We start from the raw sequence: 24,184 nt of genomic DNA, 5'->3' as shown, positions 1-24,184 counted from the left end.
CTAGGTGCGAGCGACCTCCGCCGCGGCCTTCAGGAAGCGTTCTGTGAGCGGGGTTCGAGTGGACCAAGCGGCGCCGATCCACCACGACGCGGCCCGGCCGGGGAGCGGGGTCAGGCGGAGCTCTGGTGGGGCGATCCGTTCGGCGGACTGCGGTACGACGGAGGGCCCGGCACCGGCGGCCGTGAGAGCGAGCACCGTCTGCAGGTCGGCGGCCTCCTGAAGCACTTGCGGATGGCAACCGAGTTCGGCGTACAGACCGTTGATCTGGGCGGTCAGGCCGGGACCCCGCGACGGCGTGAGGCGGACCAGCGGACGGTCGTCGAGCCAGCGGCCGACGTCGCGTGGTACGTCCTGACCGACTGGGAGGGCCAGGGCGAGCCGGTCCCTGCGGAGCCGGAGGCGTTCGAGGCCGGCCGGGACCGGCAACCGGACGAAGCCGATCTGGAGGCTGCCGGCGAGCAGGCGTTCGCATTGCACCGCCGAGGACATGTCGTCGAGGGAGATCGACACTCCCGGCCATCGACTGCGGAACAAGGCGACGGCTCGTGGCGCGAGGTCGATCGCGGAGAGCCCGAACCCGATCGCCAGCGATCCCTCGTCACCCGCTGCGACCTGTACGGCGCGCCGGTCGAAGGCCTCGGATCGTTCGAGCAGTTCGAGTGCGTCGGGTAACAACAACTCCCCGGCCGGCGTCAGCCGGGCACCGTGCCTACCGCGAGTGAACAGGACGGATCCGACTCTTCGTTCGAGGACCTGGATCTGCTTGGTGAGTGCCGGCTGACTGGTCGCCAATTCGTCGGCCGCGGCCCCGAAGTTCCGCAGCCGCGCCACCGTGACAAAGGTCCGGAGCAATCGGAGGTCCATAACCCCAGGATATGGAATGTCGACCAATCGCTATTGGACGTCATGGATCGATCGGCGTTTCGATGGGCGCATGACCCTCTTCCGCAGCGCCGTCGTCCAGTTCGAGCCGGTCCCGGACCAGCCCGCGGCCAACCTCGCCACCGTCGAGCGCCTGGCCCGGGCGGCCGTCGCGGACGGCGCCCAGCTCGTCGTACTCCCGGAGATGTGCCTGCTCGGCTACTGGCACCTCCGCAACCATTCCGCCGAGCGGCTGCACGAGCTGGCCGAGCCCGCCGACGGACCGCTGGTCAGCCGGATCGCTGCCCTGGCTCAGGAGTTGGAGGCCGGCCTCGGCGTCGGCTTCCTGGAAACTGCCGACGGCAAGCTGTTCAACTCGTACGCCGTCTGCCTCCCCAACGGAGACATCCACGTACACCGGAAGCTGCACGCGTTCGAGCACGAGGAGATCGCGAGCGGATCGTCGTACACGGTGTTCGACACACCGTGGGGCTTCCGGGCGGGGGTGCTGATCTGCTGGGACAACAACCTGGTCGAGAACGTCCGGATCACCGCGTTGCTCGGGGCAACCGTCCTGATCGCGCCACACCAGACCGGCGGGACCAACTCGCGCAGCCCGTATGGAATGAAGCCGATCCCGGTGGAGGTGTGGGAGAACAGGAAACAGAATCCGGCGGCTGTCGAGGCCGCGTTCAACGGGCCGAGCGGCCGGGAGTGGCTGATGCGCTGGCTGCCGGCGCGGGCGCACGACAACGGGCTGTTCTTGCTGTTCAGCAACGGTGTCGGGCGGGACGACGACGAACTGCGGACCGGCAACGCGATGATCCTGGATCCGTACGGCCGGATCGTTGCCGAGACCCCGGTACCGGACGAGGCCGTGGTGACCGCGGACCTCGACCTGGATCTGGTGCCGTTGGCAACCGGGCAACGGTGGATGCGCGGTCGCCGACCGGAGCTGTACGGCCTGCTGACGCAGGTGATGGGCGACGAACTCGATCCGCGGGCAGCCCGGTTCTCGACCGAGCCGGTCAGTAGATAAGGGCGGTAGCGAACGCCGTGATGCCTTCGCCGCGGCCGGTGAACCCAAGGCCGTCGGTGGTTGCCGCGCTCACGGACACCTCGGCATCGCAGCCGGCGCTCAACACCTTCTCCGCCTCCTCGCGGCGGGGTCCGATGCGGGGCCGGTTGCAGACGATCTGGACCGACACGTTGCCGATCTCGAACCCGGCGGCTCGCACCCGCCGCGCCGCCTCGGTCAGCAGGGCGATCCCGGACGCGCCGGCCCACTCGGGCTCGGCCGTACCGAAGTTCGACCCCAGGTCACCCAGCCGGGCCGCACTGAGCAAGGCGGTGCAGATCGCGTGCGCGGCCGCGTCGCCGTCGGAGTGACCCTCGAGCCCAGCTGTCTCCTCCGGCCAGTGCAGGCCGGCCAGCCACATCGGGCGGCCTTCCTCCAGCGGATGTACGTCGATGCCGTTCCCGACCCGTGGGATCCTCACCCGAGCCGCCTCTCCGCCAGCAGCGCCTCGGCCAGCAACAGGTCCTGCGGCCGTGTCACCTTGAATGCGTCCTGCGAGCCCTCGACCGTCATCACCGGCACCCCGAGCCGCTCACACATCATCGCGTCGTCGGTCACCCTATCGATGCCGGCGGCATGCGCGCGACGTAGTACGCCGGGCTCGAAGCCCTGCGGAGTCTGCACGGCGACCAAAGTCGAGCGGTCGGGCGTGTCGACCACCTCGCCCGTCGGCGACACCCGCTTGATCGTGTCCGTCACCGGCACCGCCGGTACGACGGCCGGTGCGCCGCCACGAACCGCCGCGACCACCCGCTCGACCACGTCGGCCGGGACGAATGCGCGCGCAGCGTCATGGACCAGGATGCAGTCGATGCCCTCGGTCGGGACCACGTCCAGGGCCGCCCGGACCGAGTCGGGGCGTTCCGCGCCGCCCGGGACCACGAGCAGCCGGACGTCACCGGCGTACGGCTCGAGTTCCTTGGCCACCGATTCCTCGAACCCCGGCGGAACGGCGACGACAAAACAGACGAGGTCGGCGGCGGTCGCTGCCTTCAGTCCACGAACGGCGTGGACCAGCAGCGAGTCGCCACCGACCTCTCGAAATGCTTTGTAGTTCTCACCACCGAGTCGCAGTCCCAGTCCGGCCGCCGGGATGATGGCCGCAGTGCTCATGCGACGCGATCTGACCGAAGTCAGGAAGCGAGAACCTCATCGAGGATAGCTTCCGCCTTGTCCTCATTGGTGTGCTCGGCCAGGGCCAGCTCGGAGACCAGAATCTGACGTGCCTTCGCCAGCATCCGCTTCTCACCGGCGGAGAGACCGCGGTCACGCTCACGGCGCCACAGATCGCGGACGACCTCTGCCACCTTCATCACGTCACCGGAGTGCAGCTTCTCCAGGTTCGCCTTGTAGCGACGCGACCAGTTGGTCGGCTCCTCCGTGTGCGGTGCGCGCAGCACGTCGAAGACGCGCTCCAGGCCAGCCTGATCCACGACGTCACGCACGCCGACGAGATCGAGGTTGCACGCGGGGACCCGGACGACCAGGTCGTTCTGAGCGACGATCCTCAAGACCAGATAGGTCTTGTCCTCACCTTTGATCTGACGGGTCTCGATGTCCTCGATGACGGCCGCTCCGTGATTGGGGTAAACAACCGTCTCGCCGACTGTGAAAGTCATATGTCACGTGCCCCTTTCCGAGATCCATCTTACCACGTGCTGGGTGGTCCGGTTTCGGCGTTTGCGCTGGTCAGAGGCCTATTCGTGCCTTGACAAACGCTGTCCGCCGTGCCTCGTGCGCGCGTGAATGGTTGCCGGGGACACCGTCGCCACACCCCGTGACGGGCATCCCGCCGTCGGGGCCGGAGCAGCCCCCGGCTACGCTTTCCTGCGCCGGAGGCTGCTGCCTGACGGCGTCGAACAGCTTGCAGAAGAGGGATTCCAGTGCCGATCACGTTGTCCTCGCGGTTTGTCCGGCGTACCGCGCTGGCCGGTGCCGCCGCCACTCTCAGTATCGCGCTGGCGGCGTGCGGCGCGAACTTCGGCGCCCAGACCGCGAAGCCGTACCAGGCCGCCGAGGGCACCAACGCCGACTCCGGCTCGATCAAGGTCCGCAACATGCTGGTGCTGGCCACTGCGGACGGCAAGGGCCAGCTGCACAGCGCGATCGTCAACGACGGCAGCACCGACGACACCCTGGTCAAGATCGAGCAGGCCCCGCCCGGCACGCAGGACGGCCAGGCCGGCGGCGACCAGCCGGGCCAGGTCACGTTCAGCAAGTTCGCGCCCATCGACCTGAAGGCCGGTACGTCGACCATGCTGCCGCCGGCGGCAGGCGAAGCGACGGCGAGCGCGACCCCCACGGAGACGCCGTCGGCGGACCCGACCGAGACGCCGGGCGGAGACTCCAGCAAGGGCATCTCCGTCACCGGGGGCAAGCCGGGCCAGATGATCAACGTGGTGATCACGTTCGGCCAGGCCGGCCCGATCACCACCTACATCCCGGTGCTGACCGAGAACCACTACTCGCCGACGCCGCCGCCGGCCGAGTAGTAGCCCCCAGTAAGTCAGTGGAGGGCGGGCCTGCGTCAGCCGGCCGCCTCGGCAGCCTTGGCCAGGTTCGGGATGGTCTTGTCCAGCACCCACGGGACGCTCAGCACGCTGACCGCGCTCATCCCGGAGATGACCTGCTGGTCCTCCATCGCGTACGCGCTGCCCCGCTTCACCGCGCCGAGCGAGGAGTAGACCGGGTCGGCCAGGAACTTCTGCGCACCGAGTCCGTCGACGTACGCGACCAACACGTCCGCGTCCACGTCGGCCACCTTCTCCTTACTGATGGCCAGCGAGAACTCCTCCTTGGTGTTCGTCTTCTCCAGCGCCTCGACCCCCGGCGCGTTCTTGAAGCCCATCTCGTTCAGGATCTGCACCCGCGGGTCGCCCGGCATGTACACGTAGTTCTCGGCACCGAACGAGCCGACCGTGATCGTCTTGCCCTTGAACTCGGGGTGATCGGTCGCGACCTGCTTGATCTTGTCCTGGATGTCACTGATCAGCTTCTCCGCGTCGGCCTTCTTGCCGAGCGCCTCACCGACCAGCAGGGTCTGGTCCTGCCAGGTGGTCTGCCACGGCGCGCCCGGGTACGCGACCGTCGGCGCGATCCCCGACAGGGTCTTGTACGTCGCCTCGTCGAACCCCTCGTACGGCGCCAGGATCACGTCCGGCCTCAGCGCCGCGATCTTCTCGAACGGGTACTTGTCACCGGTGTCGAGCAACTGGGTCTTCGCGGGGTCGAACTTGCCGGCGTCCCACGCGGTGACGCCGGCCGCGGTCGGGCCGTAGGTCACCTTGGGCATCCCGACCGGCGTCTCGCCGAGCGCGTAGACCACGTCCTGCGCGTTCCAGCCGAGCGTGACGATCCGCTCCGGCTTCTTGGTGATGGTGGTGTCACCGAAGGTGTTCTTCAACGTGACCGGGAACCCGGCGGCCGCCGTACTGGCAGAGCCGCCGGCCTGCTCGTTGGCGTCGTTGCCGCACGCGGCCAGCGTGGTGGTCGCGACCACCACGGCGGCGACCGCGCTGACCACCCGGGAACGGGACCAGGACATGGTGACTCTCCTTAGACTGATTGCCTCAACTAAGGAGAGCCTAAGCTAACCCCGATGGCCCTGGCGACCTGCGGCGATGTGAGTCAGGACTCGAACTTGTAGCCCAGACCACGCACCGTGACCAGGTGTTGCGGGTTCGACGGGTCCTTCTCGAGCTTCGAGCGGAGCCGCTTCACGTGCACGTCCAGGGTCTTGGTGTCGCCCACGTAGTCGGCGCCCCAGATCCGGTCGATCAGCTGCCCGCGGGTCAGCACCCGGCCGGTGTTGCGCAGCAGCATCTCGAGCAACTCGAACTCCTTGAGCGGGAGCCGGATCTCGGTCCCGGACACGGTCACCACGTGCCGCTCGACGTCCATCCGGACCGGCCCGGCCTCCAGCGTGTCGGGCAGCAGCTCGACATCCTGGCCGCGGCGCAGCACCGCACGGATCCGGGCCAGCAGCTCGCGCGGACTGTAGGGCTTGGTGACGTAGTCGTCGGCACCCAGCTCCAGGCCGACCACCTTGTCCACCTCGGTGTCCTTGGCGCTGACGATGATCACCGGGACGTTGCCCCGGCTGCGCAGGGCCCGGCACACCTCCGTGCCGGACAGACCCGGCAGCATCAGGTCGAGCAGGACGATGTCCGCACCGGCCCGGTCGTACTCGTCCAGCGCGTCCGGGCCGGTCTCCGCGACGGCGACCTCGAACCCTTCCTTGCGCAGGACGTACGACAACGCGTCGCTGTAGCTCTCTTCGTCTTCAACGACCAGCACTCGGGTCACGAAGCTGCCTCCTTGGTTCTTTCCGACGGGGTAGGCGTCAGATAAAGGGCCGGCTCGTCCTGGCTGGAGGAGTCGGTCTGACCCGCCGCGGGTTCGAGCCGCAGCGGGAGTCTCACGGTGAAGGTGGAGCCCTGGCCCTCGACACTCCAGACCCGTACGTCGCCGCCGTGGATGGAGGCGATGTGCTTGACGATCGAGAGGCCGAGACCGGTGCCGCCGGTCTCCCGGCTGCGGGCCCGGTCGACCCGGTAGAAGCGTTCGAAGATGCGCTCCAGGTCGCCGGTCGGAATGCCGACGCCCTGGTCGCTGACGGTCACCTCGACCAGGTCCCCGATCGGGTGCGCGGCGACCGCGACCCGGGTGCCGTCCGGGCTGTAGTTGACGGCGTTCTCCACCAAGTTGCCGATGGCAATGGACAGCTGGTCCTCGCTGCCCATCACCTCCAGCTCGGGCTCGGTCTTCACCACGATCTTGATGTCGCGGTCCTCGGCGTCGACCCGGCAGCGGTCCACCGCGGCCTCGATCACGGCGTTGATGTCGACCGGGCCTGGGTTCTCCAGCGGGTCGTCGCCCTGTAGCCGGGACAGCTCGATGATCTCTTTGACCAGCCGGCTCAGCCGGGCCGCCTCGACCTGCATCCGGCTGGAGAACCGCTGCACCGCCTCCGGGTCGTCGGAGGCCTCCGAGACCGCTTCGGCCAGCAGGATCAGCGCGCCGATCGGCGTCTTCAGCTCGTGGCTTACGTTGACGGTGAAGTCGCGCCGGATCGCTTCCAGGCGGCGCTCCCGGGTCCGGTCCTCGACCAGGACCAGCACGAGTTGGCTGCCCAGCGGGGCCACCCGGGCGCTGACGTACTGCGTCGCACCCAGCCGGCCGCGGACGATCTCCAGGTCCTGCTGCCGGATCTCACCGTCGCGGCGGACCGCGCGGACCATGGTCAGGATGTCGTCGACCACCAGGCGTTCGCCGCGGACGATGCCGAGCACGTGGGCCGGCGCACTCGCCTGCAGGACCTGGTCCTCCGGACCCATCACGACGGCGGACGAACGCAGTACCGACAGAACCGTGGCGACGCCGGTCGGGACGATCGGGTCCGGGGACTCCGGGATCTTGCGCTGGGCCCGCTCACTGAGCATCATCGCACCGAGTGAAAGCAGAGCCAGGGCCGCGCCGATGACGCCGCCCAGCACCGCAGCCAGCGTGGGGTCCACGGCAACGATGCTACGCGGGCAACCAGCAGGGAAAGACCGAATGATCACGGGATGACCGGGACGCGACCTAACTGTTCATCAGGCGTTCACCACTCGTCGCCATCCGGCAACCTCGACGGCATACGGTCACCGTTGGGCGAGTATCGGGCCGGCACTGGCCCGCTCAGCCCCTCGCGGCAACCGGACACCAGAGATCGGAAACGAACACAATGCGTGACACCTACCACGAGCAGCTCGACGACATCCTCGCCGAGCTGGAACGGATGACCCGCACGGTGTCCACCGCCGTACGCCGCTCGACCTCGGCCCTGCTGGAAGCCGACATCCGGATGGCCGAAGAGGTCATCGCCTCGGACATCCAGCTGGACGCGGCCGGCGAGGGCGTCGAGGAGAAGGTCTTCGAGCTGATGGCGCGGCAGTCGCCGGTCGCCAACGAACTGCGGATGCTGGTCGCCGCCCTGCGGATGGTCGCCGACCTGGAGCGGATGGGCGACCTGGCCGCGCACGTGTCCAAGATCGCGCGGCTGCGCTACCCGTCGCCGGCCATCCCGGACGAGCTGCACGACGTGATCCAGGAGATGGGCACAGTGGCCGGCAAGATGGTCGACGCCGCCGGCGACGTGATCAAGAGCCGCGACGTCGAGGCGGCGAGCAAGCTGGAGTCGACCGACGACCAGATGGACAAGCTGCGCACCAACCAGTTCCGGCTGATGATGGACGACGCCTGGCCGCACGGCGTCGAGGTCGCGGTCGACATCGCCCTGCTCGGCCGGTACTACGAGCGCATCTCCGACCACGCGGTGTCGATGGCCCGGCGGGTCGTCTACCTGGTCACCGGCGAGCTCCCGGTCGCCATCGGCGGTACGGCGGCAGGCTCCGGCGCCGGCGCCTCCACGCCGAACCCCAACGGCACCAACTGACCCGGACACAACAGCGCCCCCGGCAGATAGTTGCCGGGGGCGCCTTTTACGTGCGGCGGCGAGGTTTCCGATAGCTTGCTCGGCATGGACGAATCTGTGACCGAGCGGCTGGTCAACACCGACGTGTCAGCCATGGACGGCGCCGAGATGCTCGCGCACCTCGACGCGGTGGAGCAGCAGCTGAGAAACCTCCAGAAGAGCAAGCTCGCTCTCCTGGAGGACAATCCTCAGCTGGTGGCTCGGAGTCCTGAGCTGCAGGCCCTGCTCGAGCAGCTTCGGGCGGAGGTCAGCGGCCCTGGTTCTTGACGGCTTCGATGGCTTCCTTGGCGGCGATCGGGTCGAGGTACTCGCCGCCCGGAGTGATCGGGTGGAAGTCCTCGTCCAGTTCGTAGTACAGCGGGATACCGGTCGGGATGTTCAGGCCGACGACCGTCTTCTCGTCCAGGTTGTCCAGGTGCTTGACCAGGGCGCGGAGCGAGTTGCCGTGGGCGGCGACCAGGACGGTCTTGCCGGCGCGCAGGTCCGGCACGATCGCGTCGTACCAGTAGGGCAGCATCCGCTCGACGACGTCCTTCAGGCACTCGGTCGTGGGCATGATGTCTGACGGGAGCCCGGCGTACCGCGGGTCGCCGGCCTGGTCGTACTCCGAGCCGCGCTCGATCGGCGGCGGCGGGGTGTCGTAGGAACGGCGGAACAGCATGAACTGCTCCTCGCCGAGCTCCTCCAGGGTCTGCTTCTTGTCCTTGCCCTGCAGGCCGCCGTAGTGCCGCTCGTTCAGCCGCCAGGACCGGCGGACGTCGATCCACTGGCGGTCGGCGACCTCGAGGGCGATGGTCGCGGTACGGATCGCCCGGCGCAGCACCGAGGTGTGCAGTACGTCGGGCAGCAGGTCGCGGTCACGCAGCAACTCGCCACCGCGCTGCGCCTCCTCGACGCCCTGGGCGTTCAGGTCGACGTCGACCCAGCCGGTGAAGAGGTTCTTGGCGTTCCAGTCGCTGTGGCCGTGGCGGAGCAGGATGAGGCGATAGGTCATGGCTCTCAGACTACTTGGGCTCCAGCCAGCCCTTGAAAGCGTCCAGGTTGCGGGTGGATTCGCCGCGGGAGACGCGCCACTCGTACTCCTTGCGGATCGACGACGCGAAGCCGAGTTCGAGGATCGTGTTGAACGACGAGTCGGCGTACTCGAGCACCGCGCCGAGCAGCCGGTCCACCTCGGTCGGGGTGATCGCGTGCAGCGGAACCTTCCCGTCCAGGTGGATGTCACCCAGGTGGTCGACCGCGAACGCGACGCCGTACATCTTGAGGTTCCGCTCCAGCAGCCAGCGGTAGACGGCTTCGTGGTTCTCGTCCGGGTGCCGGGCCACGAACGCGTGCACCTGGACCGCCTGCGCCCCGACGATCAGCGAGACGGTGGTCTTCAGCTTCCGCTCGCCCGGCAGGTCGGCGCTGAACTCCCCCGGACTCGTCTCGGTGAACTCGAGCTCGTTCTCGGTCAGCACCTGGCGGATCACGTCCGCCGCCGAAACTCTCACCCAGCCACCTCCGCGGCCAGCTCGGCCGCCATCGTGTCCGTGGCCGTGCGGTACGCGGCCAGCGTCTTCTTGGCGGTCAGTTCCCAGCCGAAGGCCTGCGCATGCTTGACCGCCGCCCGGCTCATCGTCTCGCGGGTGTGCGGATCCGTCGCGATCCGGGCCAGCGCGTCGGCGAACTCACCGACCCCATGGCCCCGCACCAGCAGCCCGGTCCGCCGATCCACGACCGCGGTCGTCAGCCCGCCGACAGCCGCCGCGACCACCGGCGTGCCGCAGGCCTGTGCCTCCAGCGCGACCAGCCCGAAGGATTCCGAGTACGACGGAACGCAGACAACCGATGCGGCCCGGTACCACTGGGCCAGGCCGGGCCGCTCCATCGGCTTCACGAACCGGGTCACGTCGTCGACGCCGAGCGCCCGGGCCAGCTCCGCATGCGATTCCGGGTGCTCCATCCCGTTGCCGGACGGGCCGCCGATGATCGCCACGACCAGCCGGCTGCGCAGCGACGGCTCCTGCTCGAGCATGTGCGCGGCGGCCCGGATCAGCAGATCGGGCGCCTTCAACGGCTGGATCCGCCCGACGAACGCCAGTACGACGGCGTCCTGGGGTACGCCGAGCTCCCGCCGGGCCGCGGCCTGGTCGCCGGGGCTGAACATGTCCAGATCCACGCCTGGGTTGACCACACCGACCTTCGCGGGCTGAGCGCCGTACAGGGTGATGAGCTCGTTGGCCTCGTCGTCGGTGTTGGCCAGCAGCCGGTCCGCGGCCTCGACCACCTGCTCCTCACCCAGGAGTCGCGCCGGTGGCTCGGGTACGTCGTCCTCCGCCAGGCTGGCGTTCTTCACCTTCGCCATCGTGTGCATGGTGTGGACGAGCGGCACGGCCCAGCGGTCGCGGGCCAGCAGCCCGACCTGGCCGGAGAGCCAGTAGTGCGAGTGGATCACGTCGTACCAGCCCGGCTCGTGGATCGCCTCGGCCCGCAGTACGGCCCGCGCGAACGTGCACAGCTGGGCGGGGAGCTCGTTCTTGCTCAGGCCCTCGTACGGCCCGGCGGCGACGTTGCGGACCATCACGCCCGGCATCAGCTCGACCCTGGCGGGCAGCGCCGACGAGGTCGCCCGGGTGAAGACGTCGATCTCGATCCCCAGCCCGGCAAGCCGTTTGGACAACTCCACCACGTAGACGTTCATCCCACCGGCATCACCGGTACCCGGCTGATCCAGCGGCGACGTGTGCAGGCTGATCATCGCAACCCGCCGAACGGGACGGTCAGCGGACGGTACGGTCACCTGGTCAGGGTAACTCCGCCGCGGTTTGGGAGAATCGGGGTATGACTTCCAGCAACAGCCGTCCTCTTGCCGTGGTGACCGGAGCGAGCAGTGGGATCGGGGCCGCGTCGGCGCGGTACCTGGCCCGTGCGGGGTTCGAGGTGGTGTGTGCGGCCCGCAGGCTGGACCGGATCGAGGCGCTGGCGAAGGAGATCGACGGACGCGCGGTGCAGTGCGACGTCACCTCCGCCGAGGACGTGGCGGCGCTGACCGAGGCGGTCGGTGAGCAGCTGCAGGTGCTGGTGAACAACGCCGGCGGCGCGTTCGGGTTCGAGCCGGTCGCGGACGCGGATCTCGAGGCCTGGCGGCAGATGTACGAGGTGAACGTGATCGGCGTCGCGGCGGTCACCAAGTCGTTGCTCCCGGCCCTCGTCGCCGGGAAGGGCACGATCATCGTGATGGGATCGACCGCCGGTCAGGTCGCCTACGAGGGCGGCGGCGGGTACGTCGCCGCGAAGCACGCGGCCACGGCGGTCGTCGACACCCTGCGCCTGGAACTGTTCGACCAGCCGGTTCGGGTCTGCGAGATCGCCCCGGGCATGGTCCGCAGCGAGGGCTTCGCGCTGACCCGCTTCAGCGGCGACCAGGCCAAGGCCGACGCCGTGTACGCCGGAGTGGCCGAACCGCTCACCTCCGAAGACATCGCCGACATCGTCGCCTGGATCGCGACCCGCCCGTCGCACGTGAACATCGACCGGATCACGGTCCGCCCGCGCGCCCAGGCCGCGCAGCACAAGGTTCACCGGGTGCAGTAGAAGCGCCGTACCTCCCTGACGTGAGCGGCCTCACGGCCTGCCTGCTTGCAATTGCAAGCACCCTGCTAGCACACTGGACGCATGGCCAGGTTGAGTGATCGTGTCGCGGGTTCGGTGGGCTCCGTCGGGGAGTACCTCGCCGAGCAGCGGCGGAGCGCGCAGCTGTCGTTGCGGCAGTTGTCCGACCTGGCCGGTGTGTCGAACCCGTACCTCAGCCAGATCGAGCGCGGCCTGCGGAAACCGTCGGCCGATGTGCTGCAACAGCTCGCGAAGGCGCTGCGGATCTCCGCGGAGACTCTGTACGTGCGGGCCGGCATCCTCGATCCGGACGACGGTTCCGACAGCCGGAGCGCTTCCGGTGTGGTCGACGCGGTGCTGCTCGATCCCGTCCTGAACGAGCGGCAGAAGCGTGTCCTGCTGGACGTCTACGCGTCCTTCGTCCGCGAGAACACGCCCTCCGACGAGCCGGCCGCGGCCAGGCCGACGGCCAAGAAGTCCCCGGCAAGCAAACGCACCACCAAGTAATCGCATCCTGCTGCAACCATCCGAGGAGAAGCCCATGGCTACCCGTACGCCTGTCACCCCGTTCTACGCGATCGCCGGCGCCGGCGACCTCGCGGTGGAGAAGTTCCGCGCGGTCAGCGAGGACGTCACCGCCCGGTTCGCCAAGCTGGACCAGAAGACCCTGCAGACCGAGCTGACCAAGGCGCAGTCCGAGGTCACCAAGCGCTTCGACGCCTTCGTGGCCGACGCGAAGACCGCCCCGGCCAAGCTGCGTGAGCTGCCCGCCGTCGCGCAGGCCGGTTTCACCACCGTGCTCGGCCAGGCCGAGGAGACCTACGAGGACCTGGCCGGCCGCGGCAAGGACCTGGTCGAGCGGATCCGCAGCCAGAAGGCCACCGAGGACCTGGTCACCCAGGCCAAGACCACGGTGAGCAAGGCGAAGGCGACCCGCACCACCGCGAAGAAGACCGCGCAGACCGCGACCCGCAACGTGAAGGCGACCGCGACGAGCGCCCGCAGGACCGCGAAGACCGCCTCCAAGGCGGCAACGGACGCTGCCGACAAGGTCGGCGACTGACGGTAGTTTTCCGCACCGGGCGGCCCCGATCTGCGACCGAGCAGAGGTGGGCCGCCCGGTCTTTCGGTTAGGCTCGTGTGCATGCTCCCACTCGCCACGTTCCCGAACCTCTTTCCCGGGTTCGCAGGTCCGCTCGAGATCATCTGGTGGGTGCTGCTCGGACTCAAGCTGGTCGCGCTGCTGGACGCGGCGTTCCGGCCTCGGGCGGTGTTCGTCGCCGCGGACAAGCTGACCAAACCCGGCTGGATGCTGATCCTGATCGTGTTCACGCTCAGTCAGATCTTCCAGGGCTGGCTCAGCTTCTTCGGCCTGATCGGCATCGTCGCCGCCGGTGTCTACCTGGTCGACGCCCGACCGGCCCTGCGCGCCGCCTCCGGCCGTGGCCGGGGCGGCTGGGGCATCCGGCGCCGCCGGGGACCGCGCCCCCTGTAAAGCCTTACGAGCGGTAGACGATGACCTTGTCGCCGACGTTGACCTCGTCGAACAGGACCTTGATCTTGCCCAGGTCCCGGACGTTCACGCAGCCGTGCGAGGCACCGTTGTAGCCGCGGGCCGCGAAGTCCGACGAGTAGTGCACCGCCTGGCCGCCACTGAAGAACATCGCGTACGGCATCTTCGAGTCGTACAGCTTCGAGACGTGGTTCCGGCTCTTCCAGCCGACCGTGAAGCTGCCCTCGCGGGTCGCCGTCTTCACCGCGCCGAACCGGACGTCCAGCTGCATCTTGACCACACCGTCGACGACGTACCGCAGCTTGCGGGTGGTCTTGTCGATGCAGAGCGCCACCCCCGTCGCGCAGCGTGCGTCCAGCTTCTTGCCGTTGACCACCGGCGCCGGCGGGAAGAGCTCGGCCTGGGTCGGCTCGCGGGTGGCCGCGGACAGCTTGTTCCAGGTGTTCTGGTCGACGTACCCGATCTGGGGGATGCCCTTGGACTTCTGGAACTTCTTCACCGCGGACCGGGTCATCGTGCCGAAGTCGTTGTCCTGGTAGCGCTTCTCCAGCAGCTTCAGCTGGACCAGCCGGGCCTCGACCTTGCGGACGGTGGCACCGGAGGAGCCGTTCTTCCACAGCGCCTTCGGGTAGATCGGCAGCTCGCCGCTGACCTCGAACGGCACCGTCTTCAGGTCCGTCGTGGCGGTCGGCGCCGCGGTTGCGTTCATCCCGAGACCAGCAAGTGCCGCAATCACGGCACCGGAGACGACGCCGGCCAGCACGTTGAGAATGATCAGCGCGCGCATCGGAAACCCCTTTGGTAGACCCCGTCCTACCTACATAGGACGTCCTCACCGGTCTTTTGGTTGGCGGTCCAGCGTAGGTTGAGAACTGCGGATTGTGCAGCTTTTGTGAGCAAGTCGTGATCGGAGGAGCCGATGGAGATCGTCCTGAGTACGGCGGACATCACCACGATTCCAGCCGATGCGATCGTCAACGCAGCCCATCACGCACTGCGCGGCGGAGGCGGCGTGGACGGCGCGATCCACCGCGCCGGCGGGCCGGAGATCCTCGCGGAGCTGGTCGAGCGGTACCCGAACGGAGCCGCGACCGGCGAGGCTGCTTGGACGACTGCGGGAGCCCTGCCGGCGTCGTACGTGATCCACGTGGTCGGGCCGAATTACACCGCGGGCCAACGGGATCCGGCGTTGCTCGAGTCCTGTTACCGCAACGCGTTGCGGATCGCGGACGAGCTCGGGGCCAAGACTCTCAGTCTCCCCGCGGTGTCCGCGGGGATCTACGGCTGGCCGGCCCAGTCAGCGGCGGAGGTCGCCGTACGGACACTTCTCCGTACGACGACCTCCGTCGGCAAAGCCACGTTCTGCCTGGTCGAACCCCGGCTCTACAAGGCCTTCCAGACCGCGCTGCGGTCTCGTCAGGCGTTGTAGACGACGACCTTGTCGCCGACCTTCACCCGGGCGAAGATCCAGGCGATCTTCTTCTTGTCGCGGATGTTCACGCAGCCGTGCGAGGCACCGTTGTACCCGCGGGCCTTGAAGTCCGCCGAGTAGTGCACCGCCTGGCCACCACTGAAGAACATCGCGTACGGCATCGGCGAGTGGTACAGCGACGACACGTGGTTCTTCGACTTGCGCTGGACCTTGAAGACGCCCTGCCGGGTCGGCGTCTTACGGCCGCCGAACCGTGCGTCGGCGATCTGGATCGGCTTGCCGTTCACCATGTACACCAACTTCCGGGTGCGCTTGTTGATGCACAGCACCCGGCCCTTCGTCATACACCGCTTGTCGATCCGCAGCTTGCCCCGCACGAGTGTGGTCGACGACGCCGCCGCGGTCGCCTTCTGTGGCGCGACCACGGCCTGGGGCGCAACCATCGGTGCCACTACGGCGGCCTCGGCCGTCGTGGTCGCGGTCAGTGCGCCCACCCCCACGAACGCGGCTGCCGTGACGGTGGCGCCGAGCTTACGCAGAATTCCCATGTCCTGCTTCCTTCCCCCAAAGAGTTGCTTGCACATGACAGACGTCAGCGGGTCACGTCTGGTTGTAACGATCCGGAACTTTGTCCCCCCGGACCGACCGAGGAATGGTGTATCACACCAGTGGGATTCTGCGGTGGATCAGGCCTTGTTCTTGCGACCGAGTTTCGAGCGCTCCACCTGGGTGAGGGCGACCTTGCGCATGCGGATGGCGTCCGGGGTGACCTCGACGCACTCGTCCTCGCGGCAGAACTCCAGCGACTGCTCGAGCGACAGCTTGCGGGCCGGGACGAGCTTCTCGAACTCGTCCGCGGTCGACGACCGGACGTTGGTCATCTTCTTTTCCTTGGTGATGTTCACGTCCATGTCGTCACTGCGCGAGTTCTCACCGACGATCATGCCCTCGTACACCTCGGTGGTCGGCTCCACGAACATGGTGCCGCGCTCCTGCAGGTTGATCATCGCGTACGACGTCGCGGCGCCGGACCGGTCCGACACCAGCGAACCGCTCGGGCGCGTCCGCAGCTCGCCGAACCACGGCTCGTACCCCTCGAACACGTGGTGCGCGATGCCGGTACCGCGGGTGTCGGTCAGGAACTCGGTGCGGAACCCGATCAGCCCGCGGGCGGGGACCAGGAACTCCATCCGGACCCAGCCGGTGCCGTGGTTGGTCATCTGCTCCATCCGGCCCTTGCGGACCGCGAGGAGCTGGGTGACCGTGCCGAGGTACTCCTCCGGGCAGTCGATCGTCAGCCGCTCGACCGGCTCGTGCCGCTTGCCGTCGATCTCGCGGGTGACCACCTGCGGCTTGCCGACGGTCAGCTCGTAGCCTTCGCGGCGCATCTGCTCGACCAGGATGGCCAGCGCCAGCTCACCGCGGCCCTGCACCTCCCAGGCGTCCGGCCGCTCGGTCGGCAGGACCTTGAGCGACACGTTGCCGACCAGTTCGCGGTCGAGCCGGTCCTTGACCAGCCGCGCGGTCACCTTGGTGCCCTTCGCCCGGCCGGCCAGCGGCGAGGTGTTGGTGCCGATCGTCATCGAGATGGCCGGCTCGTCCACGGTGATCAACGGGAGCGGCTTGGGGTTGTCCGGGTCGGTCAGGGTGTCGCCGATCATGATCTCCGGGATGCCCGCGATCGCGACGATGTCGCCCGGACCGGCCGAGTCGCCGGGCACCCGCTCGAGCGCCTCGGTGACCAGCAGTTCGGTGATCTTGACCCGCTGGATCGAGCCGTCATGACGGCACCAGGCAACCTGGGCGCCCTTCTTCAGCGTGCCTTCGTGCACCCGGACCAGCGCGAGCCGGCCGAGGAACGGCGAGGCGTCCAGGTTGGTCACGTGCGCCTGCAGCGGCGCTCCCTCGGTGTACTCCGGGGCCGGCACGTTGGCCAGGATCGTCTCGAACAGCGGCTCGAGGTCCTCCGAGTCCGGCATGCCGCCGTCGGCGGGCTGGGTCAGCGAGGCCCGGCCGGCCCGCGCGGAGGCGTAGACGACGGGGAAGTCGAGGGCGCTCTGGTCCGCGTCGTGGTCGAGCAGGTCGAGGAACAGTTCGTACGTCTCGTCGACGACCTCGGCGATCCGGGCGTCCGGGCGGTCCACCTTGTTCACCACCAGGATCACCGGCATCTGCCGCGCCAGTGCCTTGCGCAGGACGAACCGGGTCTGCGGCAGCGGGCCCTCGGAGGCGTCCACCAGCAGCACGATCGCGTCCACCATCGACAGGCCCCGCTCGACCTCACCGCCGAAGTCGGCGTGGCCGGGGGTGTCGATGATGTTCAGCGTCATCTGCTCGCCGTTGGCCATCTTGTGCCGGACGGCGGTGTTCTTGGCCAGGATCGTGATGCCCTTCTCACGCTCCAGGTCACCGGAGTCCATCGCCCGCTCGTCCACGTGCTGATGCGCGCCGAAGGCGCCGGACTGCCACAGCATCGCGTCGACCAGGGTGGTCTTGCCGTGGTCGACGTGGGCCACGATCGCGACGTTGCGCAGGTCGTTACGGACAGGCATGGGGAAGCGCTCCAAGCAATGGGGACTGGGTGTCAGGCGGCGGCTACGGCGTGTTGTGTCGCACGAGATGGCCACTCGACGCAGGGCGCAGCCCTTTCATCTTACCGGTGACGGCACGTGTCCACGAAACGGGAAGGCCTTTGACATTTGTTGACTGGACGTCCAGTCTATAGAAGGCGCCTGGGGAGGGGCCTGAAACAACGGGGGGTCCGAGCCCGGGAGCGCCGAGCACCTGAATGGGGGGTAGCTCGGCCTCCGGGGTAACGACCAGCAGGGGAAGGAACCGTGCCGCGCTCGGCCACCGTGAACCAGGAGCTGCGAGAGCGCTCCCGGGAGCGCATCCTGGCCGCAGCTCTGGAGGTCTTCGCCGCCAAGGGCTACGAGGCCGCATCGATCTCCGAGATCACCGAGGCCGCCGGGGTGTCCCGTGGCCTGGTCTCGTACTACTTCGCCGCCAAGGAAGAGCTGGCCGCCGAGCTGCTGGACCGCTGGCTGGACGGCATCGCCGGGATTCTGACGATCGAGGGCAGCCCGGACGAGCGCCTGGCCGGCATCATCGACGGCGCCCTGATGGCGGCCGCCATGACGCTCCCGATCCAGCGGCTCGCGATCACGCTGATGATGCAGCCCACCACCCACGACGTCTTCGCGCGCGTCGAGGCCGACAAGTCGGCCCGGGTCAGCCAGGTCGAGGACGCCATTCGCTCCGTCTTCGCCGCCCGCGGTGCCGCCGACCCGGCCGTCGAGGAAATGTTGCTCAGAGCAACCTTGGAGGGCGTCACGGTGAAGCTCGCGATCTACAGCGAGACTTTCCCCGTGGAAGACATTCGCCGCCGCCTGTACGCCGGTTACGGTCTGCCCACCCCGGCCGCCCCGCTCCCGATCAACTCACCCCGGGTGGACCGCCTCCGCGCCAAATGACCTGCGGCGGACTCCGTGCGTACGACGGACGGCGTATCTGTGAAGCCCTCCAGCGGCGGATGCCGGGGACGCCTCGCCCGGCCAGAGTGGTGTGGCATGACCATCACACGAAGAACTTTCCTGGCCGGCTCGGCGGTAGGTGTGGCGACCGCGACCGGACTGGCGCCGGCGCAGGCCTCCGGCGACCCGATCACGAGCTGGATCGCCCGCAATGCCGAGCCGTTGGGAGATCTCGACCACCTGCGCCGGTCCATCGGTGGCGCACAGATCGTCGGGCTCGGGGAGGCCGTCCATGCGACGGCCGAGCTCACGCACCTGAAGCTGCGGGTGGTCCGCTACCTCGTGGAGCGGCTCGGCTTCCGGGCGATCGCGTTCGAGGACGACTGGTCGCTGGGCACCCAGCTGAACGAGTACGTGCTGACCGGACGCGGTGATCTCAACGCACTCGTCGGCCAACTGAGCACCGAGAGCCGGACCCACGAGATCGCCGAACTGTTCGACTACCTGCGCGGGTACAACGCCACGCACCGGGACAAGGTGCGGTTCGCCGGCGCCGAGTACTTCGCCACCCGGCAGCTCGCGTACGACGCCATCGACGAGTACGTCGCCCGCCGCGCACCGCACCGGCTGGCCGAACTGCGCCGCAGCCTGACGCCCATCCGGCCGCATCTCGAGGACATCGGTGCGTATGTCCAGTGGTACTGGAAGGAAGTCAAGGACAAGGCGCCGTACGTCGCAAAGGCGCAGGCGGTGCACGCCATGGTCCGGAAGCTGCCCCATCGGCCGAACGACCGGGACTACGCGCTCACCGAGCACCACGCCCGGCAGATCCTGTCGTTCTACACGGCGTTCAGCCTGCCAGAGGCCGAGATCTGGAGTTATCGCGACGCCCGAGCAGCGGAGAACGTGCGCTGGTGGCATGGCTTCAGCCGGAACAAGGTCATCTACTGGGCCGCGAACGCGCACACGGCGAACGCGCCCGGCCTGCGCGTCACCGTCCCACCGGACCCGGACGTCGTCTTCCGCAACGCCGGTTCGTACCTTCGTGACTGGTACGGCGACCGCTACCGCTCCGTCGGCTGCACAGTCGACCACGGCACGACGCTCGGCCCGGTCACGCTGCCGCCGGCACCGTCCGACTGGTTCGAGCACCAACTCACGACTGCCCGGAAGGGTCAGTTCGTCCTCGAACTCCACAGCCGCCCGCAACCTGACGCGGTCCGCGCCTGGCTGCACGGCACCGCCCGGACGCGCGGCCTCCCGGAGTACGGCCCCGCGTCGTATATGACCGGCAACAGCCTCTCCGACTGGTTCGACGTCGTGATCCACACGCCGGAGGTGACCCCGACGCACCCGCTCGTCAGCTGAACGTCGGAAGGTGTGGCTGTACGGCGCCGACGTCGACGCCACCGCCGTACAGCGGGAAGCGGAGGTGGCTCTCGACGACGTCGTCGGTGAAGCCGAGGCGCTGGAGGACGGCGGCCATCACGACCTTGCGGGGCCGGGCGGCGCCGTCCTCGATCTTGAGGGCGATGCCGCGGCCGTCGGCCAGACCTACGGCGTACACGCCCTCCGCTCCGGCCTTGCAGAACAGGCCGTCGACGCCGTGCATCAACTCGGCCTCGTCCCGCGTGGTCCCGCTGGCGTACTCCGGGTAGGACCGGTAGGCATCCCTCACCCGCGCCTCGAGCGTGCCGGGAGCAGCGGCCGCGAAATGGCCGAAGGAGCGAGCCAGGCCGGCGAGGCTGAGACCGAAGATCGGCGCGCCGCACCCGTCGACCGCGACGTACGAGGCCTTCTCCCCCGCCGAGTCCTCGATCGCGGTCCGGATCACCTTCTGCAGTGGGTGATCCGGGGCACGGTAGTCGTCGAACGCCCACCCGTTGACCTGGCAGGTCAGGAGCATCGCCGCGTGCTTGCCCGAGCAGTTCATCGTGATCCGCTCCGGTCCGTGTCCCGCGCGCACCCAGGCGTCCCGGGCCGCGTCGGCCAGCGGGTACGCCTCCGGGGTCCGCAGCGCGGTCTCGTCCGTGCCGGCCATCGCGAGGATCTCGCGAACGCCGTCGAGGTGGATCTGCTCGCCCGAGTGGGAGGCGCCGGCCAGGGCCAGCAGCTTGCCGTCGAGGGTGAGCCCGTTGCGGAGCATGCCGAGCGCCTGCATCGGCTTGTTCGACGAGCGCGGGAACATCGGCTGGTCCACCACGCCGGCCGCCCACGCGACGGAGCCGTCGGGGTTCGTCACCACGACGGAGCCGCGGTGGTGGCCCTCCACGAAGCCGCTGCGGACGACGTCGGCCAGGATCACAGGTTCGGTCACGGCTGAACTGTACAGGTGCAAAAAGCAGTGTTGCGAATGATCCGGCTCACAGCCGCGAGCGCACGTGCAGCCCCACCTCGGGGTCGACCAGGACCTCCTGGGTCGCGGTCACCGTCGGCTGGTCCTCGGCGACCACCTCGATCACGACCTCGGGGTCCACGTTCCGCTTCACCAGCGCCAGTGCGATCGGGCCCAGCTCGTGATGCCGCGCCGCAGACCCGATGAACCCGACCTGTTTGTCTCCGGCGCGTACGGCGTACCCGTGCGCGGGCAGGTGGTCGACCGAACCGTCCAGGTGCAGTCGCACCAGCCGGCGTGGCGGGCGGCCGAGGTTGTTCACCCGGGCGACCGTCTCCTGGCCGCGGTAGCAGCCCTTGTCCAGGTGTACGCCGACGCCGAGCCAGCCCAGCTCGTTCGGAATCGCGCGCTCGTCCATGTCCAGGCCGAACCGTGGGTTGCCTGCCTCGATCCGGAGCGCCTCGTACGCCCAGACTCCAGCCGCCGGACCCTCCAGACCCGCCAACTCGGCGCGCGGCAGGAACACCTCGTGACCGCCGAGCGAGTCCGCACCGCTGCGGGTCAGTGGGCCGTCCGCGGGAGCCGGTCCGGGCCGCCAGACGATCGCGTAGTCGTCGGTCACATCCGCGATCTCCACCCGGGACATGAACACCATCTTCTGCAGCCACTCGACCAGGGCCGCGGCCGCGCCGGGCTCGGTGTGCAGCCAGAACGTCTCGCCGTCGTCGACGCCGTACATCACGTGCTCGACATGGCCGGTCGGCGACAGCAGCAGCGCGGTTGTCGACGTACCGGGCGTGAGCCCCTCGAAGTACTGCGTCGTCAGCGCGTGCAGCCAGGTCAACCTGTCGGGACCGGTGATCGTGACGACCTCACGGTGTGACAGGTCGACGAACGCCTTCCCCGCGACCAGGGCGCGTTGCTCCCGCAGATCCGAGCCGTAGTGGGCCGCGACCCCGGCGTCGAGTCCGTCGGCCTCGACCGCGCCGGGGCGGTCGAGCAGGGGGCTGCGCATCCGTGACATGTCACCAGAGTACGTCGGCCGGCGTACGGCGAACGCCTCCCGTCGTGGGATGTGGACAACCCGGCCCAGCGGCAGGCTGGAGGCATCGGATCCAGTGAAGGGAGCAAGGCGATGAGTGACAAGCGATTTCGCTTCGGCGTCGTGGGCAGCCCGACTACCGCGGAGCAGTGGACCACGACGGTGCGACGGGCCGCAGAGCTCGGCTACACCAGCGTGCTGATGCCCGACGGCCTGCAGCTGCCGTCACCGTTCGCCTCGCTCGCGATGGCCGCGACGCTGGCCGACATCCGGGTCGGGACCTTCGTGGCCGCGGCCCCGCTGCGGACGCCTCGGCAGGCCGCGTGGGACGCACATACGCTGACCGTGCTCACCGACGGCCGCTTCGACTTCGGCATCGGAACCGGTCGCCCGGGTGTCGAGCAGCAGGCGGCCGAGATCGGCCTGCCGTTCGGATCGGGCAAGGAGCGCCGCGACCAGGTCCGCGAGACCCTCGACCTGCTGGCGGACCTCGACGGCGAACGGCGTACGCCGATCATGCTCGCCGCCGGTGGACCGCGGGCACTGGCTCTGGCCGCGGCCCGGGCCGACATCGTGTCGATCGCCAAGGACGCGATGACGCCGCGTGCGGAGATCCTGCGACTCGTCCAGGACCTGCGGGAACTGGCCGGACCGCGGGCGGACGAGATCGAGCTGGCGATGAACCTCTTCGCCGCCGGGACGCGCGAGCTCCCGCCGTGGACGAAGCAGGCCTCCGGCGTCGAGCCGGAGGAACTGGAGGCGAGCGACTCGCTGATGATGCTGCGCGGTACGCCTCAGCAGATGGCGGACGAGCTGGAGCGCCGGCGGGACACCTTCGGTACGACGTACATCACGGTCAACTCGACGTACCTCGACGACCTGGCCCCGGTGGTCCAGAAGCTCACAGGGAGCTGAAAGACGGCACTGCCCGTCAGCGGGGGGGAGCTGACGGGCAGTGCCGGAGGGGTGGGACAGGTGGCTCAGTGGTCGATACTGCGGCTGGGCTCGGTACTGCGACTGTCCTCGAGGGGAACGTCGCCCGCGTGGGTGTCTCCGGCCGCGAACGCGGCCTCGTCGAACGGATCGTCACCGGCGAAGACCTGCTTGGCCTGCTCCTTGTCGAACGCCCCGACCCAGTGCCCGACCAGGACGGTCGCGACCGCGTTGCCGGCGAAGTTCGTCAGTGCCCGGGCCTCGGACATGAACCGGTCGATGCCGACGATCAAGCCGACGCCGTCGACCAGCTCCGGCCGGTGCGACTGCAGACCGCCGGCCAGCGTGGCAAGGCCAGCACCGGTGACACCGGCAGCACCCTTCGACGCCACGATCATGAACAGCAGCAGGGAGATCTGCTGGCCGATAGAGAACGGCGTGTCCATCGCCTCGGCGATGAACAGCGACGCCATGGTCAGGTAGATCGCGGTGCCGTCCAGGTTGAACGAGTAGCCGGTCGGGACGGTGATACCGACGACCTGCTTGCCGACACCGAGATGCTCCATCTTGCCGATCAGCCTCGGCAGCGCGGTCTCCGACGACGAGCTCGACACGATCAGCAGGAACTCCCGGCCCAGATAGCGCAGCAGCTGGAAGATCGACATCCCGGTGACCACGCGAAGAACGGTGCCCAGGACAACGATCACGAAGAGCAGACAGGTGATGTAGAAGGCCAGCATGATCTTGCCCAGGCTGACCAGCGCGTCCCAGCCGGTGGCGCCGACGACGGCCGCGATCGCGCCGAACGCACCGATCGGCGCGGTCCACATGATCATCGACAGGATCTTGAACACCAGCCGCTGGATGTGCCCGATGGCGGTCAGGATCGGCTCACCCTTGGCGGCCATCGCCTGCAGCGCGAAGCCGACCAGCAGGGCGACCAGCACGGTCTGCAGCACCTCACCCTCGGTCAGCGAGGACAGCAGCGACTTCGGGATGATGCCGAGGATGAAGTCGGTCGTGCTCTCGTGCGCGCCGGCGGCCTGCTTCTGGCCGGTCTCGCGGAGCTTGTCGGTCAGGTTCAGACCGGAACCCGGCTGGACGATGTTGCCGACCACCAGGCCGATACCGAGCGCGACCGTCGACATCACCAGGAAGTAGAGGAGCGCGAGACCGCCGACCTTGCCGACGCTGGCGGCCTGCCGGACCGAGCCGATGCCGAGTACCAGCGTGCAGAAGATGATCGGGCTGATGAGCATCTTGATCAGGTTCACGAACCCGGTGCCGAGCGGTTTCAGCTCGACCGCGAAGTCCGGGAAGAGGAAGCCGACACCGATGCCGAGCAGGACGGCGACGATGACGGCGATGTAGAGGAAATGGGTCCGGTCGTTGCGGACCGGGGTCGGTCGCGGTTCGGTCGGGCTCGACATGGTGGGACTCCCTGTATC

Annotated in this window: 28 protein-coding genes; 12 read left to right on the top strand and 16 right to left on the bottom strand. The window is 68.6% G+C overall.

Annotated features, from left to right (window positions below):
- The gene (locus ACIBG5_RS11790; RefSeq protein WP_396391507.1) at positions 1–864 is read right to left on the bottom strand and encodes a LysR substrate-binding domain-containing protein; all 864 of its coding nucleotides are present in this window, start codon (positions 862–864) and stop codon (positions 1–3) included.
- Between the two features lie 16 nt (positions 865–880).
- Between ACIBG5_RS11790 and ACIBG5_RS11785 the strand changes: the two genes are divergently transcribed.
- Entirely contained in the window at positions 881–1,900 is a 1,020-nt protein-coding gene (locus ACIBG5_RS11785) for a nitrilase family protein (protein WP_396391506.1), read from the top strand.
- Here the strand turns inward: ACIBG5_RS11785 and ispF are convergent.
- From ispF to ACIBG5_RS11770, 3 genes are read right to left on the bottom strand one after another with little or no spacing between them, the layout of a single operon-like run.
- Positions 1,890–2,300: a 2-C-methyl-D-erythritol 2,4-cyclodiphosphate synthase gene (gene ispF / locus ACIBG5_RS11780; RefSeq protein ID WP_396392037.1), complete on the bottom strand. Its 411-nt coding sequence runs from the start codon at positions 2,298–2,300 to the stop codon at positions 1,890–1,892. The two genes, ACIBG5_RS11785 and ispF, sit on opposite strands and share 11 nt — an antisense overlap.
- A gap of 56 nt (positions 2,301–2,356) precedes the next feature.
- Entirely contained in the window at positions 2,357–3,052 is a 696-nt protein-coding gene (gene ispD / locus ACIBG5_RS11775) for a 2-C-methyl-D-erythritol 4-phosphate cytidylyltransferase (RefSeq protein WP_396391505.1), read from the bottom strand.
- A 20-nt stretch (positions 3,053–3,072) separates the two neighbouring features.
- Positions 3,073–3,558 (bottom strand): CarD family transcriptional regulator, encoded by a 486-nt coding sequence (locus tag ACIBG5_RS11770; RefSeq protein WP_012918679.1) that lies wholly within the window; start codon positions 3,556–3,558, stop codon positions 3,073–3,075.
- Positions 3,559–3,822: 264 nt separating this feature from the next.
- Between ACIBG5_RS11770 and ACIBG5_RS11765 the strand changes: the two genes are divergently transcribed.
- Positions 3,823–4,431: a hypothetical protein gene (locus ACIBG5_RS11765; protein WP_396391504.1), complete on the top strand. Its 609-nt coding sequence runs from the start codon at positions 3,823–3,825 to the stop codon at positions 4,429–4,431.
- 35 nt (positions 4,432–4,466) lie between these two features.
- Here the strand turns inward: ACIBG5_RS11765 and ACIBG5_RS11760 are convergent, their stop codons facing one another.
- The 3 genes from ACIBG5_RS11760 to ACIBG5_RS11750 all read right to left on the bottom strand — a co-directional run bounded on the left by ACIBG5_RS11760 (position 4,467) and on the right by ACIBG5_RS11750 (position 7,455).
- A complete protein-coding gene (locus tag ACIBG5_RS11760; protein ID WP_396391503.1) occupies positions 4,467–5,483 on the bottom strand; it encodes an iron-siderophore ABC transporter substrate-binding protein in 1,017 nt (338 codons plus the stop codon).
- Positions 5,484–5,566: 83 nt separating this feature from the next.
- The gene (locus ACIBG5_RS11755) at positions 5,567–6,244 is read right to left on the bottom strand and encodes a response regulator transcription factor (RefSeq protein WP_131353111.1); all 678 of its coding nucleotides are present in this window, start codon (positions 6,242–6,244) and stop codon (positions 5,567–5,569) included.
- Positions 6,241–7,455, bottom strand: a complete 1,215-nt coding sequence (locus ACIBG5_RS11750) for an ATP-binding protein (RefSeq protein WP_360458512.1) — start codon at positions 7,453–7,455, stop codon at positions 6,241–6,243. The genes ACIBG5_RS11755 and ACIBG5_RS11750 overlap by 4 nt, the downstream gene beginning before the upstream one ends.
- 209 nt (positions 7,456–7,664) lie before the next feature.
- Between ACIBG5_RS11750 and phoU the strand changes: the two genes are divergently transcribed.
- Together phoU and ACIBG5_RS11740 are read left to right on the top strand one after the other, a co-directional pair.
- Entirely contained in the window at positions 7,665–8,375 is a 711-nt protein-coding gene (gene phoU, locus ACIBG5_RS11745; protein WP_396391502.1) for a phosphate signaling complex protein PhoU, read from the top strand.
- Positions 8,376–8,459: 84 nt separating this feature from the next.
- On the top strand, positions 8,460–8,681 hold the full coding sequence (locus ACIBG5_RS11740; protein ID WP_396391501.1) for a hypothetical protein: 222 nt from the start codon (positions 8,460–8,462) through the stop codon (positions 8,679–8,681).
- Here ACIBG5_RS11740 and ACIBG5_RS11735 read toward each other — a convergent pair.
- The 3 genes from ACIBG5_RS11735 to mshA are packed head-to-tail and all read right to left on the bottom strand — an operon-like array spanning position 8,662 to position 11,154.
- Positions 8,662–9,408 (bottom strand): phosphoglyceromutase, encoded by a 747-nt coding sequence (locus ACIBG5_RS11735; protein WP_360458520.1) that lies wholly within the window; start codon positions 9,406–9,408, stop codon positions 8,662–8,664. The two genes, ACIBG5_RS11740 and ACIBG5_RS11735, sit on opposite strands and share 20 nt — an antisense overlap.
- A gap of 10 nt (positions 9,409–9,418) precedes the next feature.
- The gene (locus ACIBG5_RS11730) at positions 9,419–9,907 is read right to left on the bottom strand and encodes a YbjN domain-containing protein (protein ID WP_131353116.1); all 489 of its coding nucleotides are present in this window, start codon (positions 9,905–9,907) and stop codon (positions 9,419–9,421) included.
- Positions 9,904–11,154: a D-inositol-3-phosphate glycosyltransferase gene (gene mshA / locus ACIBG5_RS11725; protein WP_396392036.1), complete on the bottom strand. Its 1,251-nt coding sequence runs from the start codon at positions 11,152–11,154 to the stop codon at positions 9,904–9,906. Before mshA ends, ACIBG5_RS11730 begins: the two co-directional genes overlap by 4 nt.
- 83 nt (positions 11,155–11,237) lie before the next feature.
- Between mshA and ACIBG5_RS11720 the strand changes: the two genes are divergently transcribed.
- The 4 genes from ACIBG5_RS11720 (at position 11,238) to ACIBG5_RS11705 (ending at position 13,503) form a co-directional block, all read left to right on the top strand.
- Positions 11,238–11,990, top strand: coding sequence for an SDR family NAD(P)-dependent oxidoreductase (locus tag ACIBG5_RS11720; protein ID WP_396391500.1), 753 nt, complete (start codon positions 11,238–11,240; stop codon positions 11,988–11,990).
- An 81-nt stretch (positions 11,991–12,071) separates the two neighbouring features.
- Positions 12,072–12,515 (top strand): helix-turn-helix domain-containing protein, encoded by a 444-nt coding sequence (locus tag ACIBG5_RS11715; protein ID WP_396391499.1) that lies wholly within the window; start codon positions 12,072–12,074, stop codon positions 12,513–12,515.
- A 34-nt stretch (positions 12,516–12,549) separates the two neighbouring features.
- Positions 12,550–13,071, top strand: coding sequence for a hypothetical protein (locus ACIBG5_RS11710; RefSeq protein WP_396391498.1), 522 nt, complete (start codon positions 12,550–12,552; stop codon positions 13,069–13,071).
- A gap of 81 nt (positions 13,072–13,152) precedes the next feature.
- Positions 13,153–13,503 (top strand): DUF2516 family protein, encoded by a 351-nt coding sequence (locus tag ACIBG5_RS11705; RefSeq protein WP_131353121.1) that lies wholly within the window; start codon positions 13,153–13,155, stop codon positions 13,501–13,503.
- 4 nt (positions 13,504–13,507) lie between these two features.
- On the opposite strand, the gene ACIBG5_RS11700 is transcribed toward ACIBG5_RS11705, so the two are convergent.
- Positions 13,508–14,308: a L,D-transpeptidase family protein gene (locus ACIBG5_RS11700; RefSeq protein WP_396391496.1), complete on the bottom strand. Its 801-nt coding sequence runs from the start codon at positions 14,306–14,308 to the stop codon at positions 13,508–13,510.
- 132 nt (positions 14,309–14,440) lie between these two features.
- Here ACIBG5_RS11700 and ACIBG5_RS11695 point away from each other — a divergent pair, with 132 nt between their 5' ends.
- Entirely contained in the window at positions 14,441–14,950 is a 510-nt protein-coding gene (locus ACIBG5_RS11695; protein WP_396391495.1) for a macro domain-containing protein, read from the top strand.
- Here the strand turns inward: ACIBG5_RS11695 and ACIBG5_RS11690 are convergent.
- On the bottom strand, positions 14,938–15,501 hold the full coding sequence (locus ACIBG5_RS11690) for a L,D-transpeptidase (protein ID WP_396391494.1): 564 nt from the start codon (positions 15,499–15,501) through the stop codon (positions 14,938–14,940). The genes ACIBG5_RS11695 and ACIBG5_RS11690 overlap by 13 nt on opposite strands.
- 138 nt (positions 15,502–15,639) lie before the next feature.
- On the bottom strand, positions 15,640–17,505 hold the full coding sequence (gene typA, locus ACIBG5_RS11685; RefSeq protein ID WP_396391493.1) for a translational GTPase TypA: 1,866 nt from the start codon (positions 17,503–17,505) through the stop codon (positions 15,640–15,642).
- Between the two features lie 285 nt (positions 17,506–17,790).
- On the opposite strand from typA, the gene ACIBG5_RS11680 reads away from it, so the two are divergent.
- Positions 17,791–18,426, top strand: coding sequence for a TetR/AcrR family transcriptional regulator (locus ACIBG5_RS11680; RefSeq protein WP_396391492.1), 636 nt, complete (start codon positions 17,791–17,793; stop codon positions 18,424–18,426).
- Between the two features lie 96 nt (positions 18,427–18,522).
- Positions 18,523–19,794, top strand: coding sequence for an erythromycin esterase family protein (locus tag ACIBG5_RS11675; protein ID WP_396391491.1), 1,272 nt, complete (start codon positions 18,523–18,525; stop codon positions 19,792–19,794).
- Here the strand turns inward: ACIBG5_RS11675 and ACIBG5_RS11670 are convergent.
- Together ACIBG5_RS11670 and ACIBG5_RS11665 are read right to left on the bottom strand one after the other, a co-directional pair.
- Positions 19,787–20,743, bottom strand: coding sequence for an asparaginase (locus tag ACIBG5_RS11670; protein WP_396391490.1), 957 nt, complete (start codon positions 20,741–20,743; stop codon positions 19,787–19,789). The genes ACIBG5_RS11675 and ACIBG5_RS11670 overlap by 8 nt on opposite strands.
- Before the next feature lie 46 nt (positions 20,744–20,789).
- Positions 20,790–21,785: a YgfZ/GcvT domain-containing protein gene (locus ACIBG5_RS11665; protein WP_396391488.1), complete on the bottom strand. Its 996-nt coding sequence runs from the start codon at positions 21,783–21,785 to the stop codon at positions 20,790–20,792.
- Positions 21,786–21,896: 111 nt separating this feature from the next.
- On the opposite strand from ACIBG5_RS11665, the gene ACIBG5_RS11660 reads away from it, so the two are divergent.
- Complete coding sequence (locus ACIBG5_RS11660) at positions 21,897–22,718, top strand: LLM class flavin-dependent oxidoreductase (RefSeq protein WP_396391487.1); 822 nt, start codon at positions 21,897–21,899, stop codon at positions 22,716–22,718.
- A 65-nt stretch (positions 22,719–22,783) separates the two neighbouring features.
- Here the strand turns inward: ACIBG5_RS11660 and ACIBG5_RS11655 are convergent, their stop codons facing one another.
- On the bottom strand, positions 22,784–24,166 hold the full coding sequence (locus ACIBG5_RS11655) for a cation:dicarboxylate symporter family transporter (RefSeq protein ID WP_396391486.1): 1,383 nt from the start codon (positions 24,164–24,166) through the stop codon (positions 22,784–22,786).
- Positions 24,167–24,184 lie beyond the last annotated feature (18 nt).

It is taken from the genome of Kribbella sp. NPDC050241 (assembly GCF_044459685.1).
Classification (GTDB): Bacteria; Actinomycetota; Actinomycetes; order Propionibacteriales; family Kribbellaceae; genus Kribbella.
The sequence above is the reverse complement of the archived record's forward strand: the minus strand, read 5'-3'. Positions and strand labels throughout refer to the sequence as shown.

Bases quoted from the DNA above. Each gene is read 5' to 3' on its own strand.
- ACIBG5_RS11705 (WP_131353121.1), top strand. From the start codon at position 13,153: ATGCTCCCACTCGCCACGTTCCCGAACCTCTTTCCCGGGTTCGCAGGT.
- ACIBG5_RS11690 (WP_396391494.1), bottom strand. From the start codon at position 15,501: ATGGGAATTCTGCGTAAGCTCGGCGCCACCGTCACGGCAGCCGCGTTC.
- ACIBG5_RS11720 (WP_396391500.1), top strand. From the start codon at position 11,238: ATGACTTCCAGCAACAGCCGTCCTCTTGCCGTGGTGACCGGAGCGAGC.
- ACIBG5_RS11675 (WP_396391491.1), top strand. From the start codon at position 18,523: ATGACCATCACACGAAGAACTTTCCTGGCCGGCTCGGCGGTAGGTGTG.
- mshA (WP_396392036.1), bottom strand. From the start codon at position 11,154: ATGATCAGCCTGCACACGTCGCCGCTGGATCAGCCGGGTACCGGTGAT.
- ispD (WP_396391505.1), bottom strand. From the start codon at position 3,052: ATGAGCACTGCGGCCATCATCCCGGCGGCCGGACTGGGACTGCGACTC.
- ACIBG5_RS11695 (WP_396391495.1), top strand. From the start codon at position 14,441: ATGGAGATCGTCCTGAGTACGGCGGACATCACCACGATTCCAGCCGAT.
- phoU (WP_396391502.1), top strand. From the start codon at position 7,665: ATGCGTGACACCTACCACGAGCAGCTCGACGACATCCTCGCCGAGCTG.
- typA (WP_396391493.1), bottom strand. From the start codon at position 17,505: ATGCCTGTCCGTAACGACCTGCGCAACGTCGCGATCGTGGCCCACGTC.
- ACIBG5_RS11660 (WP_396391487.1), top strand. From the start codon at position 21,897: ATGAGTGACAAGCGATTTCGCTTCGGCGTCGTGGGCAGCCCGACTACC.
- ACIBG5_RS11665 (WP_396391488.1), bottom strand. From the start codon at position 21,785: ATGTCACGGATGCGCAGCCCCCTGCTCGACCGCCCCGGCGCGGTCGAG.
- ACIBG5_RS11760 (WP_396391503.1), bottom strand. From the start codon at position 5,483: ATGTCCTGGTCCCGTTCCCGGGTGGTCAGCGCGGTCGCCGCCGTGGTG.
- ACIBG5_RS11715 (WP_396391499.1), top strand. From the start codon at position 12,072: ATGGCCAGGTTGAGTGATCGTGTCGCGGGTTCGGTGGGCTCCGTCGGG.
- ACIBG5_RS11655 (WP_396391486.1), bottom strand. From the start codon at position 24,166: ATGTCGAGCCCGACCGAACCGCGACCGACCCCGGTCCGCAACGACCGG.
- ACIBG5_RS11710 (WP_396391498.1), top strand. From the start codon at position 12,550: ATGGCTACCCGTACGCCTGTCACCCCGTTCTACGCGATCGCCGGCGCC.
- ACIBG5_RS11700 (WP_396391496.1), bottom strand. From the start codon at position 14,308: ATGCGCGCGCTGATCATTCTCAACGTGCTGGCCGGCGTCGTCTCCGGT.
- ACIBG5_RS11790 (WP_396391507.1), bottom strand. From the start codon at position 864: ATGGACCTCCGATTGCTCCGGACCTTTGTCACGGTGGCGCGGCTGCGG.
- ACIBG5_RS11785 (WP_396391506.1), top strand. From the start codon at position 881: ATGTCGACCAATCGCTATTGGACGTCATGGATCGATCGGCGTTTCGAT.
- ACIBG5_RS11740 (WP_396391501.1), top strand. From the start codon at position 8,460: ATGGACGAATCTGTGACCGAGCGGCTGGTCAACACCGACGTGTCAGCC.
- ispF (WP_396392037.1), bottom strand. From the start codon at position 2,300: ATGTGGCTGGCCGGCCTGCACTGGCCGGAGGAGACAGCTGGGCTCGAG.
- ACIBG5_RS11735 (WP_360458520.1), bottom strand. From the start codon at position 9,408: ATGACCTATCGCCTCATCCTGCTCCGCCACGGCCACAGCGACTGGAAC.
- ACIBG5_RS11770 (WP_012918679.1), bottom strand. From the start codon at position 3,558: ATGACTTTCACAGTCGGCGAGACGGTTGTTTACCCCAATCACGGAGCG.